This is a genomic window from Parafrankia soli, from assembly GCF_001854695.1.
GTDB classification, from domain to species: Bacteria; Actinomycetota; Actinomycetes; order Frankiales; family Frankiaceae; genus Parafrankia; species Parafrankia soli.
Genome location: NZ_MAXA01000047.1, coordinates 98,388 through 116,156, shown reverse-complemented (window position 1 = coordinate 116,156; position 17,769 = coordinate 98,388). Strand labels below are relative to the sequence as shown.

Below are 17,769 nucleotides of genomic sequence, written 5' to 3'. Positions count from 1 at the left end.
CTCGCGGAGACGAGGGCCTCCCCGGACCCGAGGGCCTCCCCGGGCACCGGGGCCGCCGACGGCGCCACAGGCGTACTCGGAGCGGCCGGAGCGGCCGGCGAGCTCACGGTCGTCGTCACGCGTCCGCCAGCGTCTCGGCGATGATCGCCGCGGTGTCGTGCATCTGCTCCTCGGTGCCGAGCAGCGTGCGGTGGTGCAGCCAGATGCCGTCCGCGCTCAGCGCCTCGACGTTCGGACAGCGCGCGGCGATCTGGTCCACGGTCTCGTCGGGCGCGCCGGTCTCCCAGAAGCCGTCCGAGCGGTAGATCGAGCGGAACGCCGCGAACGCCGGCAGGCCGCGCTCGATCAGCGCGTCGACGAGGGCGTTGCGCCGCTCCTCGCCGAAGCCGGGCACCCGGAACATCGCCATGTAGTGCGAGTTGCGGTCACAGCGCGGGTCGCGGCTCTGCGGGACCACGCCGGGGATCTCGGCGAGCAGGCCGGACAGCACCGGCCAGCGCTGCTCACGGGTGTCGATCTGGCCGCCGAGCCGGGCGAGCTGCGCGCGCAGCACGGATGCCGAGAACTCGTTCATCCGGAAGTTCGAGCCGGACGTCTGGTGGAAGTAGCGGCGATCCGTCCGCGGACGGCCACAGCTGTGCCGCAGGAACGCCTGCTCGTACAGCTCGGCATCCGGGAAGGTCACCGCACCGCCCTCGCCGGCCGTCATCAGCTTGCCGTTCTGGAAGCTGAAGGCCGCGACGCTGCCGTGCTCGCCGACCTTGCGGYCCTGCCACTGCGTGCCGTGGGCGTGCGCGGCGTCCTGGATGATCGGGACACCGGTGTTCGCGGAGATCTTGGCGAGCGCGTCCATGTCCGACAGGTGACCGGCCATGTGGACCGGCATGATCGCCTTCGTCCGCGGTGTGATCGCGGTCTCCACCGCCGCCGGGTCGATGCAGTAGGTGTCGAGGTCGACGTCGACCGGGACGGCGACGGCACCGAGCCGCTGGGCGGCCTGCGACGAGGAGATGAACGTGAACCCGGGGACGATGACCTCCGTGCCGGGGCCGACCCCGAGCACCTGCAGCGCCAGCTCGAGCGCGTGGGTGCCGTTCGTCACCGCGAGGGCGTAGGGCGAGCCGTGGTACTCGGCGAACTCCCGCTCGAACGCGTCGACCTCGCCACCGCCCATGCGCCACCACTGACCCTGTTCCAGCGCGCGGATCAGTCCGTCACGTTCCGCGCCGTCGAACTGCGGCCAGGCGGGAAACTCGGGCGCCGGGCGTCGACTGTCGCTCATATACCTAACCCTTCATGACGGATACAGATGCCTGCGAGGCTGCGGCGATGTCGACAGCCCCCCCCATGCCGGCCTTCGGCGGACGAAATCCATCGAACCCGGTGCGCAAAGGACGGTACTACGGGAACACCAGGCAACCGGCAGCGCTCTCCCGGATGTCCGCGGACGACGCTGTCACCACCCCGACACCACGGGTCCCCACCACCATCGAGCTTGCGAATCCGGCCGAGAGCGGGTAGGAGCAGCGCCACAGAGCCGGACCCCGACCGGGAGAGAAGCGCGGGCCCTGTTATAAACACCGTGCCCGGACATCCGCTACACCCTTGCAGAGGTACGCTGTGAGCAATCTTCTCCTGCTGAACGGCCCGAACCTCGGGATTCTCGGCAGGCGCCAGCCCGAGATCTACGGAACGGCCACACTCCGCGACATTGAGGAGGCCATGGCCGCGCGGGTCGCCGCCCGGGGCTGGAAGATCGTGTCGGTCCAGCGCGAGTCCGAGGGCGAGCTGATCCACGCCATCCAGGACAACTACGACTCCGTGGGTGCGGTCGTCAACCCGGGTGCGCTCATGGTCGCCGGCTGGAGCCTGCGCGACGCGTTGGCCAACTACCCGCGGCCGTGGATCGAGGTGCACCTGTCGAACGTGTGGGCTCGTGAATCGTTCCGGCACGAATCGGTCATCTCGCCGCTGGCCGCCGGAATCATCGCCGGGCTCGGCCCGCTCGGCTACGAACTGGCCGCCGACGCGCTCATGAAGACCGTCACAGCACCCTGAATCTGCGGCACCGCCGGGATGCGGCGCAATGCGCCGATGCCTACTCGCGCAACAGGCGTCACTGTGACGGCTACCTCACGTTGAAGCTCACGCCCGGCATCGACGGTGGGCGGACCGGTGCCGCCGCGAACCGCCCCGCCCGGCACCTACGGGCTACCCCCGGACGACCATTACCGGCGCAACGGAATTCGCTGTGGGCCGGCCGCCCGCCCCGGCCGGACCAGGCCTGGACCGGCCGCCGGGTATGAGCCAGACCAGCAGTCACGTAAGAGTAGATCCGTGCACGGGTACGAACCCGCCGGACACCCACCGGTCGGGCACGTTGGGGCGGAATTGGATTTCCCGACACAGGCTGTTGCCCCATTCTCGATGAGCACGGTCATGTTCCCGCGCCCGGCACTGCTACAGTTCTGGGCGGGAGGGGACCCACCGAGGCAACGCATTGTGAAGACGGGAGGGCACGTGCCCGCGGCTCGCCCCATGAGAAATCCCGCCGCCCGGCCGCGCACCGTCGAATACGGCTTCGGCGACGACGCCGCCGCTGGCGCGGACACCGCTCACCGGACCACGACTCGCCCGGCCACGAGTCACTCAACCGCGAGGCGCCCGGCCGCGGCACGCTCGGCCGGCGCGCGCTCTAGCGGCGCGCACGGATCGCGGCGGCCGCCGCTCGATGGCCGGCTCGCCCGCACGGCGTTCGCGGTCACCGCGGCGCTGACGCTACTCGGTGGGGTCGGTCTCGGCCGGGGCCTCGCCGGCCCCGACGGCTCCGACTCCGCGGTGGACGCGCTCGCGGCGACCGTGGCCGGCCGCGTGCCCCCGCCCGCCGCCGTCCACACGACCGGGCCCACCGCCACCGTCACCGCACCCCCGCGGCCGGCTGCCTCCGGGCTCACCGCGGTACAGGTGCCCACGGCCGCGCTCACAAGCGCTCCGCCGCCCGCCGCCACGCAGGCCCTGCCGGTGGCGGCGCCGCCGGCGCCCGCCGCCGCGGTCGCGGGGAACCCGTTCGCCGGCGCCCGGTTCTACATCGATCCCGCGGACCAGGTCGCCGCCGCGATCAACGCGCTGCGCGGCGGGAATCCCTCCGCCATCGCTGCGCTGGAGAAGATTCTGCGTGGCGCGCACGCGGACTGGTTCGGATATGCCGATCCGGCCACGACCCGGCGCAACGTGGCCGGCCGGGCCAGCACCATCAGGGGTAACGGCGCGCTGCCCGTCTTCGTGGCCTACGCGATTCCGAACCGCGACTGTGGAAGCTATTCCGCCGGCGGCGCCGGCGGCGCGCAGGGTTATCGCGACTGGATCGCCGCCTTTGCCGCCGGGCTCGCCGGCGGGCCGGCCGCGGTCGTGCTCGAGCCCGACGCCATCGCACAGATCGACTGCCTCTCCCCCGCCGACCAGCAGACGCGCTACGGGATGCTGTCGAACGCGGTCGACGTCCTGAACGCCGCCGGGGCGACCGTCTACCTCGACGCCGGCAACGCCGGCTGGCACAGCGCCGCCACCATCGCCGCCCGGCTGAAGTCGGCGGGCGTCGACCGGGCGCGCGGATTCGCGCTGAACGTGTCGAACTTCGGTACCACCGCCAGCGAAGTCGCCTTCGGTGACGCGGTCAACGCCGCGCTGGGCGGCGGAGCCCACTTCGTCGTGGACACCAGTCGCAACGGGCTGGGCCCGGCGCCGGACAACGCCTGGTGCAACCCGCCCGGCCGCGCGCTCGGAACGCCGCCCACCGCCGCGACGGGCGACAGCGACGTCGACGCATTCTTCTGGGTGAAGATCCCCGGGGAGTCGGACGGCACCTGCAACGGCGGCCCCGCCGCCGGCCAGTTCTGGCCGGACTACGCCGTCGGCCTGGGCAGCCGGGCCGGCTGAGGAACGCTGATCAGGGCCGCTGCCTGGCCCGATGGTGGAACGGCCGGCGCCATGCCCGGTTGGGCACGGCGCCGGCGGCGGGCGGCGGCGGCGTTGTCGGTTTCCGCGCCGCCACAGTCCGGATCATTTCCGCGCCGTACCAGTTCAAGCAGGGTGCCACCTGCTTCGACACAAACATCTGACCGCGGCCACCGGTGTCAGAAATATGCGAGGCCCCCGGTACCTGCGGCCGATCCCCACGAATGTGTGTTGCCTGATCGTCACGCTGTCAGAGCGCCGATCAAGCCGAAAAGAGCAGCCGGTCAGTAAAGTTTCGTGGGTGTTTCGACCGGACCTGGAAAGCCGTCAGATTTCCCTCCCCGAGCAGACCGTCGAGCTTCCGGCGGACCTCCTGGATCCGCTCGCGCACGTCGTCGCGGAGGTATTTCCGCAGCTGGTGGCCCATATTCCGCCCACCCCCGCGGCTGAGCTCGGCCGGCTCGGCGCGACGGCGCCCGCTCCGGTCCCGCTCCCGCCCGCACCCGCCGGACCGGTGTTGACCGCGTTGCGTTCGGCCGGGCCGCGCCTACCGGAACGACTGCTCGGCGCGCTCGAGCTCGCCATCGACGAGCTTCCGCTGCGCGCCCCGCGCGGCCTGGCCAGGGGCCTGGTCGACGCCCCGCCGAACGGGCCGCGCGGCGGGAACGGATCGCGCGCGTCCGCGGCCGCCGCAGGCGAGTCCGAGGCGGTCCAGGCGGTCGCGATCCTGGATGAGGTCCATCCCGGGGCGTCCGATCTGATCAACAGCTACCTGCGCGCGCTGGTCGAGCATCCCGCCGTGGCCCCGCTGCTGGCGGCGGACGACCCCGCCGCGGCCGGCCCGCTCGACGGCCACGGCCCGCTCGACGGCCGCGGCTCGGACGACCGCCCGCTCGACGGCACCGCACTCGGCAGCACCGCGAACGGCGAATCCGCGAACGGCGGGTCCGCGTTCGGCGGGAGCCTGTTCGGGCCGCCGGACGAGCTGGCCGACGAGCCCACCCTGGCCGCCCGGCACGGGGCCGCCCACCTGGCACTCGCGGTCACCGTCGCCGCCGCCGTCCTGCGGGAGCTGGACCCGCCGATGATCGGCACCGGCGCCCCGGGGATCGTCGGCACGGCCGTGGGGTCCGTCGCGCTGGTGCTGCCGGGCCGGCCGATGCCACTCGCCTACCCGGCCGCACTGCTGGCCCGGCGCCGCGCGGAGTACCGGCTGCCGCGGCAGGCCGCCGGCTGCGTCACCGTCGACGGGCACTGCTTCGGGCTGGTGGAGGGCGAGCTGCCGAATCCGCCGAGCTTCGCCCGCAACGGCCTGGTGGAGGCCGTCTCCGGCGGTGTCCTCGTCCGGACCGGCATGGGCACGGGCCGGGTACGGGTGTCGCTGCGGGTGCTGGCGACACCGCCGGCCCCGCCGGTCCCCGCCGACGCCGTCCGCTGGGACGAGATCGTCGACGTGAGCTGGACGGCCGCGAACGGCGCCGCCGCGGTGGCCGGCGCCGGAGCGAGCGCCGCCGGCGGCACCACGACAACGGGCGTCGGCGCCGGGGCCGGCTCGGCCGCCGACCTCGGCCACCTGACGACACCGCCCTGGCCCGGGGACTACCGGCTGCGGGTTTACGCCCACGGCCGGGACGGCGCCGGCGAGGACGAGACCTACGAGCTGGTGGTGTGGAGCGCCCCGGCCGCGCCCGAGACCGTCCACCGGCGCACCGACCAGCTGGGGCACCGGCTGCGCGGCGAGGAGCTTCCGCCGGTCGTGACGGTGCCGGAGACCCGCTACCGGTGGGTGCGCCGGCGCAGCGCCTTCCGCGAGGCCGCCACGTTCACCATCGTGGTCGGCGCCTCGCCCGAGGACGTCGTGCGCTGCTTCGACGCCGATCCCGGCGCGCCGTGCTCGCTGTCCCGGCTGCGCGCCGACCAGCGCACCGACCCGTACGTGCTGGTCCTGCCGCTCGACGGCGACGACCGCGCGGTGCTCGCCGTCGAGGACAACGGCTTCCAGGGCTCCCGGCACCCGGTGCTGTCCGCGGTCTCCCGGCACGGCCTGGCGGCGAGCATGTTCTGGAACATCAACGCGCTCACCCGGCTCTCGCTCGCCCGGGACGGCGAGGTGCTCGCCGCGTTCGAACCGGGGCCGGACGCCGTCCCCGACGCGGTCGTGCCACTCCTGCGGGACGTCGACCTGGCCGGCGCGACGGACCGGGTCGCCAAGGGCCTCGTCGTCGTCGAACGGTTCACCGGGCATCCGGTCCTCTCCGAGCACCTGGACCGGATCATCGAGAACGACGTGGCGTACCTGATCAACCAGCACTGACCGGGCGGATCCACGTCATTCGGCCCGCAGCGCGGTCGTGGCCCTGGTCCCGGCCGCCCAGCCGGCCGGGACCAGGGCGCCGAGCACCGCGATCAGCAGGCCGCCGAGGACCAGCAGGGCGGCGGCCACCGGGCCGTACACGTCGATGTACGCCCGTGGCATGCCGGTCCTGGCGGCCGTGCCCATCAGCGGGACGACGCGGTGGTGCAGCGCGACGCCGGCCGGCACCCCCATCGCCGCGGCGCAGACGCCGATGCCCCCGGCCGAGGTCAGCACCATCGCGAGGACCTGCCGCGGCGTCATGCCCACCGCCTTGACGACACCGAGGTCGTGGACACGCTCCCGGGTGTCCAGGACGACGGTGTTGAGCACGCCGAGGCCCGCGACGACCACCAGGAGCAGCGTGAGCGAGGCGATCAGCGCGTCCATGACCGCGATCACCTCGGAGCCCTCCTCGAGGTTCGCCCGCACCACCGCCGGGTGGGAGGCGAGCGCGTCCTGCAGGGTGTCGACGTAGCGCACCAGGTCGGTCCCCGGCCGGAGATCGATGTTGAAACTGTCGACGGCCAGGCCTAGATCGAGACCGCGCAGCGAGGTCTCGTCGGTGGCGAGGTCGACAGTGTCGTCATCGAGATCGAAGACCTCGCCGACGATCCGCAGGGCCACCGACACCCCGTGGTCGGTGACGGTCACGGTGTCGCCGATCCCCGCACCGGTCTCGTCCAGGAACCGCGTGTCGGCGACCGCCTCGCCCGGCCCCCGGAACCAGTCACCGGAGATCATCGGACGTGCGCCCCAGGATGAGTCGCCGGTGTGGGCGGTGACCGTCACCGGCCCGACGATCCCGAGCGCGTACACCTCGGCGTGCGCGCTGGTGAAGAAGCGGGCGGTACCCGGCTGCGCCGCGATCACCTTGGCCACGTCCGCGGCATCGCCCGCGTCCGCCACCTCACCCGCCGCGACCGGTGCCTGTGCCGGGCCCGGTGCCGCGGCTCCCGACTTCGGGCCATGCGCCACCCGGACGTGGGTGCTCACGACGACCTCTCCGGCCTCGTCCCGGCTGTTGTCCGCCGCGATGGAGTCGAGTGTCGTGGCCAGGCCGACCGCGAACGAGACCCCCAGCGCCCCGAAGCCCACCGCGACGGCGAGCACGCCCGAGCGGGCGGGACGGGCGAACGGATGGGCGAGCCCCAGGCTCAACGGCCGTGGCAGCGGCAGCCGGGCGGCGAGCCGGCCCGCCCACCGACCGCGGCCCGGTCGGGGCACGCGCCCGAGCCGCATCGCGTCGACGGGGCTGCGTCGCCCGGCGTGCAGGGCGGGCAGCAGCGCGGCGACGGCGACGAGCGCGAGCGCGCCCGCGCCGACGGCCGCGTCGACCCAGAGCGGCACGGACGGCGCGACGGCGCCGTAGGCGGCCGCCGACCCGTCGAAGACCACCATGGCGAGCAGGTTGCCGCACAGGATGCCGAGGCCGACACCGCCCGTGGCCGGGACGAGCACCTGGGCGACGTGTGCCCCGGCCGCCTGGGCCGGGGTGAGCCCCAGCGATCTCAGCACCCCGGTGCGCCAGATCGTCGCGCCGACGCCACCCGCGACGACGGTGCCGACGATCAGCACGGACATGGCCAGGCCGAGCACGCCGAACGCGGCCACGAACGGCGTGAACACCGCGGTCCGGACGAGCGCGCCCGCCCGGACGTCCAGGTAGGACCTGGTCCCGGTCACCGCGCCGGCGGGCATCCCCGCCGAGATCGCCGCCCGGCCGGAGTCGATCGCGTTCTCGGTGCCGGCGGCGGTGAGCCGGTAGAGCATCTGGAGGCCCGCCGGGACGTCCCGCGAGACGAACGCCGCCAGGGCGTCCGGCGCGACCCAGGCCCGGGCGCTGCCACCTGCCGAGTGAGCGAGACCCACCACGGTCAGCACGGGGGCTCCGGGCAGGTCGGGCAGCTGGAGGCGGGCGCCGAGCAGCGAGGGTGGCAGGGAGTCCGGGTCGAGAACGATCTCTCCTCGGTTGGTGGCCCATCGGCCCTCGATGACAGCGACCTGGTCGATCGAATCGGGGCCGCTGTCCGGCTGGTTCCGACCGACCACGGTCAGGGATGGCAGTCCGAGCCCGACGGGCAGTCCCGGCGGGCCGCCGACGATCCGGGGCCGCAGCTCGGCGACGGGGAACGGGCCGGCAGCCTGCGCCACCGGCGCCGCCGACCCGGTGGCGGCGAGCCGCGCGGCCGTCACCTTCGTCGCGTCGAACTGGACCGTGAGGTGCGCGCCGTGCTGGGCTGCGAACGCGCGGTCGAACGGTGCGCGTGACCCGGCGATCAGACCGAGCGCAAGCACCGAGGCCGTCACGGCGAGCAGCGTGGTCAGAGCCACCACCGACGCCTGCGCCCGGCGCCGGCCGACACCGGCGAGCACGACCCGTGCCAACGGCCCGGCGGGGTTCATCGGGACACCGGCGCCGGGCCACCGGTCACGGTCCCGCCGGTCCCGCCGACGGCGGACCCGTCGGTGCCGCAGGCTGCTGTCGTCTCAGCGTCCCGGGCGACGGACCCGTGGGTGTCCCGGGCGACGGTCCCGTCCGCCAGCTCGACGGTGCGGCTCGCGCACGAGGCGGCGAGCGCCGCATCGTGGGTGACCAGGAGAAGTGTCTGCCCGTCGGCATTGACCGCGGCCAGCAGGTCCCGAACCTGGGCGGCGGCGACGCTGTCCAGCGCACCGGTCGGCTCGTCCGCGAGGAGAAGCGCGGGCCGGTTCATCAGTGCGCGGGCGACGGCGACCCGCTGGCGCTCGCCGCCGGACAGCCGTCCCGGGTAGGCGCCGCCGTGCCTGGCCACACCGAGGTAGCCGAGCAGCTCGTCGGCCCGGGCGCGCGCCCGGGCCGACGGTGTGCCGGCGAGCTGGGCGGGCAGCAGCACATTGTCGAGGACCGTCAGGTCATCCAACAGGTTGAAAAACTGGAAGATCATTCCGATCCGCGCGCGACGGAACTTCGCCGCGGCGGTCTCGTTCAGCCGGTCGACCCGCACGCCGTCGACCGTGACACTGCCGGTACTCGGCCGGTCCAGCCCGGCCACCATGTTGAGCAGCGTCGACTTGCCACTGCCGGACGGCCCGACGATTGCCAGCGATTCGCCGGGTGCCACGGTGAGCGAGAGCCCGGCCAGCGCCGACGCGGCACCGTCGTATCTCTTGGTGATGTCGTGGATGGCGATGGCTGGGGGCGCGGGCATGGGTCCTCCACAGGTCTGAGTCGGTCGGCCACGACGCGGCCCGCGGCCGGTCACCCGTGCGGTGTCACCGCCCGACGTCCCGACCGGCGGCGCCAGCCCCCGGGGTGGGCTGTGCCGGCGAGTGATCCGGGCCGCGTCGGTCGGGACGCTAGGGGCCGGCGCGGGGCGGGCGCGTCGGCCGTCGCGCCGATGTCCGCTCCTCCGCCCGGCGCACCGGGCGCGACGTCATCCCTGCGAGGTAGGCCGGCGATGTACGGCCACTGCGCACCTCAGCGGATGTGGACGGACGCCGCTCTTGCCAGACTGGGCCGGTGATCTGGGCGGCGATCCGGCGGCATCGGGAACGGGCCGGCCCGGCCAGCCTCACCGTCTGGGCGTGGGTGGCCGACGCGATCCTCGCCCTGGTGCTGGCCCTGGGCGTGGTGACCGCCATCAACGGTGACCGCCTCCTCGCGGTGCCCGCACCGGGGACCTCGCAGTCGGCACGCGTCGAACGGCAGAGTCGGCCGGTCCTCCCGCTCACACGGGTGACCCCCGTACCACCAGTGAAACCGGTACCACCAGTGGAACCGGTACCGCCGGCAGCACCGGTACCGCCGGTGGCCCCGGAACCGCGGGAGGTGCCGTCACGCGCGGGCCCGGGTCAGGTGTTCCCATCGCAGTTCGTCGCCGTCCAGACGCCGGTCGCCGACTGGCAGCTGGCGCTGGCCGTCCTCGCCGCGCTACCGCTGGCCGCGCGGCGGCGGTTCCCGCTGGCGACCTACGGGTGCGTCATCGCCGCCGCGTCGTTACTCCAGCTGGACGTGCACATCGATGACCTGACGACGTTCACCTTCACGGCCTGCCTGATAGCCGGGTACAGCGCGGCGATGTACAGCCCGCACCGGGCGTGGGCGGCGGCGGGCATCGCCAGCGGTGCCGTTCTGCTCACGCTCGGCCACCACACGACGATCCCCAGGATCAGCTCTGACTACTTTCCCTTCCTGGTCCTGATCCCGCTCGGCCTCGCGGCGAACGCCGCCCACACCCGCACTCAGCGCGCGCGGGTGCAGGAGGCGGAACGGGCCGCGGCGAGCCGGCAGGCCACCGATCAGGAGCGGGCCCGCATCGCACGCGAGCTGCACGACGTCGTCACCCACAATGTGAGCGTGGTTGCTGGGGTAGCTCTCTGACCTGCTTATTGAGTTCGGTCGAGTTCCAGATCAACGTAACGATGAACTCAGATGAAGTCAATGGGTATGGGATCAACTCGCCTCAGGGCGCCACACGGGCGCCATAGATGATCTCTCCTCGGGCGGCGAGTACGGTCCGGGCGTCATTCGACAAGGGGGGAATCCGTGACGGACCCGCAGCAGCCGTATCAGCAGTACCCACAACAGCCCTACCCGCCGCAGCAGCCATACGGCGGGCACCCGCCGTACCAGCAGCCGCCGAAGAAGCGTAAGAAGTGGCCCTTCGTCCTGCTGGGCCTGGGCGTCCTGATGGTCGTCATGCTCGGCGGATGCATCGCGCTCATCGGCAGCGCCGCCGAAGAGGTGGCGAACGGCCGGCCGCTGGAGCACCCCGAGGACGCCGCCATCGCGACATGCGAGCGTGACGCCGTCCTCGGACTGCCGAAGGCCACGGTGACCGTCACCAACCGGTCGTCCGAGGCCAGCACGTACACCATCCGCGTCTCGTTCCAGAGCCAGGACGGCACCGTCCAGCACGGCGAGGGCTACGCCGCCATCGGCCGATTGGAGCCGGCGCAGCAGACCACCCAGGACGCTCTCGGCGGCACCCAGATCCCCGCCGAGCAGACGGTTGCCTGTGTGCTGTCGTCCGTCCAAAGGACTGCGGCGCTCTAAGCAGTCTTGCGTATGCGTAGCAGGCCGGGGGCGGCCATGGCCCGCTGCCACCGGACCTCCAGCCCTTTCGCGATCTCGTCGAGCATGGCGGGCGTCGGCTCCTCGTAGATGCCCTCCATGCCCGGCGTGGCGTGACCCATCCGGTAGTCGAGGGCGATGCGCTGAGCCTTGTCCTCGGAGCCCCACGTCCGTGYCGTCTTGCGCAGCCAGTGCGGGGAGAACCCCGCCGGGACGTCGATCTTCGCCGCCCGCGCCGCCACTGCCGCTCTCATCACCGTCTCGTAGACGGAGTGGTAGTCCGCCCGCTTGCCGTAGCGCCCGACGAACAGCGGACCCTCCCGGCGTGTACCGGCGTAGTCGCGGAGCATCGCGTTGTGGCTGGCGCACAGGTTGATCGTCCGCGCGCCCGCCGCCGTCTTCGACGCCTTCGTCTTCTTCGTGCCCTTCTTTCGCTGACGGGGCTTCGACTCGTCGACCTCGACCGGCCGGCCAGCGATCGTGATGCCCGTCCGCCACGACCAGTCCGAGACGTCGCGCGCCAGGAGTTCGCCGATCCGCGCGCCGGTGAACGCCAGCGACCAGACGAGCGTCGAGTGGATGCCGCAGCGCGAGGCGACCGCGGCCACCTGCTCTGGCGTGAGCGCGCGGCGCCCGGTGGGGTCCATCTCCTCGAACCGGATACGAACCATTGGACTCGCAGTGAGCGGGACCGACGGCTCGTCGATGGCGTCGTTGAGCGCCAGGCGGACAATCCCGTAGATCATGCGCACGTAGCGCGGCGCGTACTCCTCTTCCAGCGCCCACACCCACTCCTGGATGCGGGACCGGGTCATCTCACCATCGATGAGCGGCACATCGCCGAGATCCGGGGTGACATGGGCTTTGATGCAGGTGGTCTGGTTGTACCGGGTCTTCGGCGTCAGCCGACGCTTCGGATGCCAGTCGGCGATCCACTCCCCGAACGTGATCGCCTTCGGGGCCTCGGCAGCCTGTGGCTTCTCGTGCTTGTACCGGTCGTACGGGTGGATGTTGGCTTCAAGATCGGCGATGGCCTTCGCCCAGCAGGTCTCAGCGGCGGCGGCGGTCCGCCTAGTGAAGTAGTACCGCTGGCCGCGCCACTTGACCTCGACCTTGTAGCCGGTGGTCACACCGTCCTTGTTGCGGAGCGCCCTCGGTTTGTTCACGGACGGCCCGCCTGCCGCAGGGCGCCACGGATGGCGATCCGCTCCTCGTCCCTGGTCGCGAACTTTGACCGATCAACGAACGCGACCCTGCACTCATCGGGCCACTGGAACACCAGCACGCGCCCCTCCCCCGGTAGCTCTGTGTAGATATATGCGGGTTCCCGATCCATCGCTCCCCCAGCCGGCTACACCCATGTAGCAGATCGGGTAGAGAAGCACAGATAAGGCAGCAACGGGGCCGGGGGGGGGGCGGTTTACGGGGCGTTGTCCTCGTCGTCCTCGCGATGGAGGCGCCTATGCGCACGTTCCGCCGCATCTCGGACAGATTGGCGCTCCTGCTCGGTCATGGCGGGCCAGCCGCTGGCAACCATGCCTCCTACCTCGAAGGCCACCCGAGGGTCACTCTCCGGCGCAGGCGTCGAGTCCGGGGATGCGGGGCGCGGGTTGCCGCCAGCGAGTACGCCTGGGAGTGAGGTCGGATCCCAGCCGATCACCCTGAAGGCCCGCCGCAGCGTCCGCTCGGACACGCTCGAATCTCCAGCCAAGATCTTTTGGTAGGTCACCCCATGTTTGGCGACCTCCACCTGAGACTTGCCGAGCGCCTCGCGCTGCTCATCGATGAGGCGTCCCAGGCGGCGACGACTCCCCGCCTCGTCCTCGCTCTGATGTCCCGTGGGCATAGCTCGTGATGATGGCAGATCGCTCCGGATGAACTCACCTGAACTCAAGCGAAGGTTCACCTTAGTTACCGAGGGCCCACGACAGGCCAACGCCCGGTCAGGACAACGGTCGCACATCGATGCATGCAGTGCCACCGAAACCGTTGACATCTGAATTCATCTGAGTTCATCCTGACGCATGGCGAATGCAGAGATCGGCTCCGAGCCGCTCCTACTGACGCTGCCGAGGGCGGCGAAGGTCATGGGTGTCGCGAAGTCGACACTGGAGCGCCTGCTCGACGACGGCGACATGGAGTACATCCAGCTCGCCCGGTTCAAGACCCGCTACGTCGAGGTCGCCGAGATCCACCGATGGATCGCCGAGCACCGGATCAACGCGCAGACGGCGCCGAGCCAGAAGGCCCCGCCGCGAACGCCCGCGCTCCCCCGTGACTCGCGTCAGCACCAGGTGCGGCCGAAGTCGTCGGCCGCGTGACCCCCGAAATGCAAGACGCCCGGCTGTCTCACCAGCCGGGCGTCCCAGATCGGCCCGCACCCACGCAGGAGGACCTGTTGACCACCACCGTAACCCACCCGGCCTCGCCGGTCGACGACCCGGAGCCGGCCACCATGCCGCTCCCGCGTCGCATCCCCGGCCGCACCTACCCCGGCCGTCCGCCGATCGAGCGCCGCCCGCAGGACCTGCCGCCGTCCACCACCGCGCTGATCGCCCTGCTCGCCGCCGCCACGGGGGTGTGCTGACGTGACGATCTGGTTCGGAGAGCCGCTCGTCGACGCCGAGCGCATGGACCCCACCAACCTGGAGATGAGCCGGGCCCGGTCGGAGCTGCTGGGCTACACGACCTTGTCCGGCGTCAAGGCGGCGGTGCAGGCCGCACTGGTCCGGTGCGTGGAAGCACAGGCCCGGGAGCTGGCCCACTGCGACGGGCCGGTGGTCCGGTCGGCGCTGGCGCAGCAGGTTCGGCTGGCGCGGGCGATGGTCGCCCAGGGCGCGCACCGCGAGTGGGAGCTGTTCGAGGCCGCGTCTCGCGGGGTTGCGGGGGCGGCGCTGTGACCGCCCCCGCGCGGCCCCGCACCGTCCGCCAGGCGGCGCCGGCCAACCCGCACCGGGCGAAAGCGCTGGACTACCTGCGTTCCAGCCGGGTCACGGTCCTCGCGCTGTCCCGCCGGAACCTGAACCTGCCGCCCGACAGCGTGATCGCGGACATCGCCCCGGCTGAGGACGCGCACGGCCTGTCGGTCCGGGTGCGGGTGACGTTGGACGAGTACCGGTGGGAGTGCGGTGAGCACCCGATCCGGAACGGCTGGGAGGGCTGCTCGCATCGTCTCGCGGTCCAGATGGTGACGGGCTGGGCGGAGCTCGGCGGCAGGTGGGAAGCGTGAACTTCGCCCCGCCGATCACCCGCCGGAACCACGGCCGCGGGCACAGCTACCGCGACGCGAACGGGATCAAGGTCCCCGGCGTCACCACCATCATCAACAAAGGCATCCCGAAGCAGCTCACCAACTGGGCCGCCGAGACCGTCGCCGCGCACGCGATCGACCACTGGGACGAGCTCGCCGACCTGCCCATCTCGGCCCGCTTCAAGCGACTCAAGGGCGCCCACAACGCCGAGCGGGACGCGGCGGCTGTGCGCGGCACGAAGGTCCACGCACTCGCCGTCCGCCTGGAGGCCGGCGAGGCGGTGTCCGTGCCCGAGGAACTGGAGGGGTACGTCGCCAGCTACGTCGACTTCCTCGACGAGTGGGCCCCGACTTCCGTCATCGCCGAGACGCCGGTCATCTCTTACAAGCACGGCTACGCCGGCACCCTCGACCTGATCGCCGACGTCCCCGGTATCGGCCGGATGCTGCTGGACATCAAGACGTCCCGCTCGGGCGTCTACGGCGAGACCGCTCTCCAGCTCGCCGCCTACCGGTACGCCGACGTCTACCTCGACGGCGGCAAGGAGATCGACCTGCCGCCCGTGACAGAGACGGCGGTCGTCTGGGTCCGCGCCGACGGATACGACCTCGTTCCCGTCGAGGCCGGCCCCGACCAGTTCCGCACCTTCCTCTACGCCGYCCAGATCGCCGCCTTCTGCGAGGGCGCCCGCGACCTGATCGGCGAACCTCTCACGACTCCGGCGGTGGCGGCATGAGCGACGAGACCACGATCCCCGCGACGTACGACGAGGCCCTCGCCGTGATCCAGGCGAACCTGCCCGACATCGCGAAGACCCGCACCGCCGAGGTGGCAACGAAGAGCGGCGGCAAGTACACCTACGACTACGCCGACCTGCCCGCGGTCAGCCGGATCATCCTGCCGATGCTCGGCAAGGTCGGCCTGTCCTGGTCGACGAAGACGACGCTCGTCGACGGCCGGTTCATGCTGGTCTACCGGCTCAAGCACGTCTCCGGCGAAGAGGACGGCGGCATGTGGCCGCTGCCGATGCCGGGGCAGGTGAGCCCGCAGGACGTCGGCGGGGCGATCACCTACGCGCGGCGGTACGCGCTGTGCTGCATGACCGGCGTCGCGCCGGAAGGTGAGGACGACGACGCGGCGGCGGCATCCCAGGGCGCGCGCCGCGGGCAGCGGGCCGCGAAGGGGCGGGCGAAGCCGGACGAGTCGCAGCAGACCATGCAGCGCGCCCGCCCGCAGTCCGGGCCACCGCTGCCGGGCGAGCCTGGCTATGAGCGGCCACCGGTGACCGACGCCGACCGCGCCCAGTGGCGGGCGGAGTGGCAGGCCCGGTTTGACGTGGTGGCGGATGTGGCCGCGCTGGAGTCGCTCGGCCGCGCGGTGAACAGTGCGGTCCGCGGCGGCTTGGCCGACGAGAGCGTCCGTGACGAGCTGCGCGGTCTCCTGCGTCAGCGGGCGGTGAGCTTCGCGGCTCCGGAGGCTGGGGAGCCTGCGCCGCCGGACGGCGTCGGTGTCAGCCCCGAGGAGATCGCCGCGTTCGAGGCGCAGGCGGGTGCCCGGTGAAGACGTCGCATCGCGGCCGGCGGCCGATCCCGGTGCGCCGGCTCGCGGTCAGCGTCGCCGCGGCGATCGCGGTCGGCGGCGGGTCGTACACCGCCTTCTACGACCCGGCGCCGGCCACGGTGCCGGTCGACTCGATCAGCCCGCTGCCGATCCCGCGGTTCACGCCGCCGGTGGATCCGGTGTCGGTGTGCTGGCTGGGTAGCCCGGCCGTCGCGGACTACTGCGTCGACCAGGACCCGCGCGCGGTGGTCGACGGCTCGGCGGTGACCCGCTGATGGCCGTCGACCGCGCCGGACTCCGCGAGCTCCTCGCCGCCGCCGAACCGATCGAACGCGCCGACGTTGTCGAGGAGACCGGCAGCGTCACCGTCATCCGCGTCGGCGGGGTGTGGGCGCTCGCGCACTGCGGCGCGCCGGAGCTACCGCAGGCGTGGACGGACGCCCGGCTGATCGCCGCCGCCGTCAACGCGCTGCCCGAGCTGCTCGACGCCTTGGACACGGCCGAGCGGGAGCGGGACCAGGCGCTCGCCGCGCTCGCCCGCATCGAGCGGGGCGAAGCCGCCACCCCGGCCGAGCGGGCTGCCTCGACGTGGTGGGGGACCAACGACTACGAGCACGGACAGGCCATCGCCGCCGCCGCGCGGCACACCATCGGGGGAACGCAGTGACCGAGCCGATCACCGATCCGATCGACGTGGCCGAGGTCGCGCACCTCGTCGACGACGCCGCGCAGCACCAGCCAGACCGCGACGGCGTCGAGTGCAGGCACTGCGGCGCGGTCTGGCCCTGCACCAAGGGCGGGCTACACCTGGCGCTGGAGCAGGCCCGCGCCGAGCGGGACCGGCTGATCGCCACCCGCGCGGACGCGGTCCGCCTGCTCCCCGTGCTGCGCGCCCAGGTCGACGCCGGCGCGGCGGCACATCCCGAGCTGGGTCCGTTCACGGACGAGGACGTGACGGCCATGGTGATCGTGGCGGCGTCGGATGTGCGGCATCTGCTGGACCGGGAGAAGGAGCGCACCGCCCGGCTCCGGGCCGCGCTGGAGCGGACCCGCGATCAGAAGCGCGCGACCCCGGAGGAGAACCTCGCGTGGTCCGAGGAGCCGGAGCTGTCCTGCTGCGACGAGTGTGACGCGGTGGAGATCGCGGTAGGCGCGCTGGCCGCGACTGACCCGGCGGCCGGCCAGTGACCGCGCCCGACCTGAGTTGGCGGCGGCGCGGCGCCTGCGCCGGCGACCCGGACGCCATGGACGCCATGTTCCCCGAGGGCGTCGGCGTCTACGTGACCAACGCCTACCGGACCGCCGCGGCCCGCTGGTGCCACGGCTGCCCGGTGCGCCTGGAGTGCCTGCGCTACGGGGTGGCGGCCGAGCGGACGGAGGCCGGCCGGCACGGGGTTTGGGGCGGGCTGAGCCCGGTGGAGCGGGCGAACCCGGAGCTGGTCGCTACCCGGCTGGCGCTGCTGGAGAGCCAGCGGGCCCGGCGACGGGTGGTGATGGCTGTGGGTGGCGAGGGCGGCACCTGAGCCGATGAGACCGCCCGGCGCCGGCAGCCCTACCCCCGGGGAGGCCAGCGCCGGGCCGGGCGGGGCGTCCCA

General features: G+C 72.6%; 20 protein-coding genes. 16 read left to right on the top strand and 4 right to left on the bottom strand.

What is annotated here, in order from left to right:
• Positions 1-115: 115 nt before the first annotated feature.
• Positions 116-1,282 (bottom strand): DegT/DnrJ/EryC1/StrS family aminotransferase, encoded by a 1,167-nt coding sequence (locus tag BBK14_RS06425; RefSeq protein WP_071060260.1) that lies wholly within the window; start codon positions 1,280-1,282, stop codon positions 116-118.
• A 338-nt stretch (positions 1,283-1,620) separates the two neighbouring features.
• Here BBK14_RS06425 and BBK14_RS06420 point away from each other — a divergent pair, with 338 nt between their 5' ends.
• The 3 genes from BBK14_RS06420 (at position 1,621) to BBK14_RS06410 (ending at position 6,268) form a co-directional block, all read left to right on the top strand.
• Complete coding sequence (locus BBK14_RS06420) at positions 1,621-2,058, top strand: type II 3-dehydroquinate dehydratase (protein WP_071060259.1); 438 nt, start codon at positions 1,621-1,623, stop codon at positions 2,056-2,058.
• A gap of 480 nt (positions 2,059-2,538) precedes the next feature.
• A complete protein-coding gene (locus BBK14_RS06415; protein ID WP_241831207.1) occupies positions 2,539-3,936 on the top strand; it encodes a glycoside hydrolase family 6 protein in 1,398 nt (465 codons plus the stop codon).
• A 319-nt stretch (positions 3,937-4,255) separates the two neighbouring features.
• Positions 4,256-6,268 carry a DUF6461 domain-containing protein gene (locus BBK14_RS06410; RefSeq protein ID WP_241831200.1) on the top strand — a complete coding sequence of 671 codons (2,013 nt, stop codon included), beginning with the start codon at positions 4,256-4,258 and terminating at the stop codon, positions 6,266-6,268.
• Positions 6,269-6,283: 15 nt separating this feature from the next.
• On the opposite strand, the gene BBK14_RS06405 is transcribed toward BBK14_RS06410, so the two are convergent.
• Together BBK14_RS06405 and BBK14_RS06400 are read right to left on the bottom strand one after the other, a co-directional pair.
• Entirely contained in the window at positions 6,284-8,713 is a 2,430-nt protein-coding gene (locus BBK14_RS06405; protein WP_071060256.1) for an ABC transporter permease, read from the bottom strand.
• Entirely contained in the window at positions 8,710-9,498 is a 789-nt protein-coding gene (locus BBK14_RS06400; protein ID WP_071060255.1) for an ABC transporter ATP-binding protein, read from the bottom strand. Before BBK14_RS06400 ends, BBK14_RS06405 begins: the two co-directional genes overlap by 4 nt.
• A gap of 311 nt (positions 9,499-9,809) precedes the next feature.
• Here BBK14_RS06400 and BBK14_RS06395 point away from each other — a divergent pair, with 311 nt between their 5' ends.
• Both BBK14_RS06395 and BBK14_RS06390 read left to right on the top strand, forming a co-directional pair.
• Positions 9,810-10,670, top strand: coding sequence for a DUF7134 domain-containing protein (locus tag BBK14_RS06395; protein ID WP_241831198.1), 861 nt, complete (start codon positions 9,810-9,812; stop codon positions 10,668-10,670).
• A 165-nt stretch (positions 10,671-10,835) separates the two neighbouring features.
• A complete protein-coding gene (locus BBK14_RS06390; protein WP_071060254.1) occupies positions 10,836-11,345 on the top strand; it encodes a hypothetical protein in 510 nt (169 codons plus the stop codon).
• Here BBK14_RS06390 and BBK14_RS06385 read toward each other — a convergent pair.
• Positions 11,342-12,529, bottom strand: coding sequence for a tyrosine-type recombinase/integrase (locus BBK14_RS06385; protein WP_131802181.1), 1,188 nt, complete (start codon positions 12,527-12,529; stop codon positions 11,342-11,344). The two genes, BBK14_RS06390 and BBK14_RS06385, sit on opposite strands and share 4 nt — an antisense overlap.
• A gap of 566 nt (positions 12,530-13,095) precedes the next feature.
• On the opposite strand from BBK14_RS06385, the gene BBK14_RS41190 reads away from it, so the two are divergent.
• The 11 genes from BBK14_RS41190 (at position 13,096) to BBK14_RS06330 (ending at position 17,697) form a co-directional block, all read left to right on the top strand.
• Positions 13,096-13,218, top strand: coding sequence for a hypothetical protein (locus BBK14_RS41190; protein ID WP_275078449.1), 123 nt, complete (start codon positions 13,096-13,098; stop codon positions 13,216-13,218).
• Between the two features lie 169 nt (positions 13,219-13,387).
• Positions 13,388-13,684: a helix-turn-helix transcriptional regulator gene (locus BBK14_RS06375; protein ID WP_071060251.1), complete on the top strand. Its 297-nt coding sequence runs from the start codon at positions 13,388-13,390 to the stop codon at positions 13,682-13,684.
• A 77-nt stretch (positions 13,685-13,761) separates the two neighbouring features.
• Entirely contained in the window at positions 13,762-13,950 is a 189-nt protein-coding gene (locus tag BBK14_RS06370) for a hypothetical protein (RefSeq protein ID WP_071060250.1), read from the top strand.
• Between the two features lies 1 nt (position 13,951).
• On the top strand, positions 13,952-14,263 hold the full coding sequence (locus tag BBK14_RS06365) for a hypothetical protein (protein ID WP_071060249.1): 312 nt from the start codon (positions 13,952-13,954) through the stop codon (positions 14,261-14,263).
• Entirely contained in the window at positions 14,260-14,592 is a 333-nt protein-coding gene (locus BBK14_RS06360) for a hypothetical protein (RefSeq protein ID WP_071060248.1), read from the top strand. The genes BBK14_RS06365 and BBK14_RS06360 overlap by 4 nt, the downstream gene beginning before the upstream one ends.
• A complete protein-coding gene (locus BBK14_RS06355) occupies positions 14,589-15,350 on the top strand; it encodes a hypothetical protein (protein WP_083390754.1) in 762 nt (253 codons plus the stop codon). The genes BBK14_RS06360 and BBK14_RS06355 overlap by 4 nt, the downstream gene beginning before the upstream one ends.
• On the top strand, positions 15,347-16,174 hold the full coding sequence (locus BBK14_RS06350) for an ERF family protein (protein ID WP_071060247.1): 828 nt from the start codon (positions 15,347-15,349) through the stop codon (positions 16,172-16,174). The genes BBK14_RS06355 and BBK14_RS06350 overlap by 4 nt, the downstream gene beginning before the upstream one ends.
• Complete coding sequence (locus tag BBK14_RS06345) at positions 16,171-16,449, top strand: hypothetical protein (protein ID WP_071060246.1); 279 nt, start codon at positions 16,171-16,173, stop codon at positions 16,447-16,449. Before BBK14_RS06350 ends, BBK14_RS06345 begins: the two co-directional genes overlap by 4 nt.
• Positions 16,449-16,841, top strand: a complete 393-nt coding sequence (locus BBK14_RS06340; RefSeq protein WP_071060245.1) for a hypothetical protein — start codon at positions 16,449-16,451, stop codon at positions 16,839-16,841. The genes BBK14_RS06345 and BBK14_RS06340 overlap by 1 nt, the downstream gene beginning before the upstream one ends.
• Entirely contained in the window at positions 16,838-17,362 is a 525-nt protein-coding gene (locus BBK14_RS06335) for a hypothetical protein (RefSeq protein ID WP_071060244.1), read from the top strand. The genes BBK14_RS06340 and BBK14_RS06335 overlap by 4 nt, the downstream gene beginning before the upstream one ends.
• On the top strand, positions 17,359-17,697 hold the full coding sequence (locus tag BBK14_RS06330) for a WhiB family transcriptional regulator (protein WP_071060243.1): 339 nt from the start codon (positions 17,359-17,361) through the stop codon (positions 17,695-17,697). The genes BBK14_RS06335 and BBK14_RS06330 overlap by 4 nt, the downstream gene beginning before the upstream one ends.
• Positions 17,698-17,769: the final 72 nt, after the last annotated feature.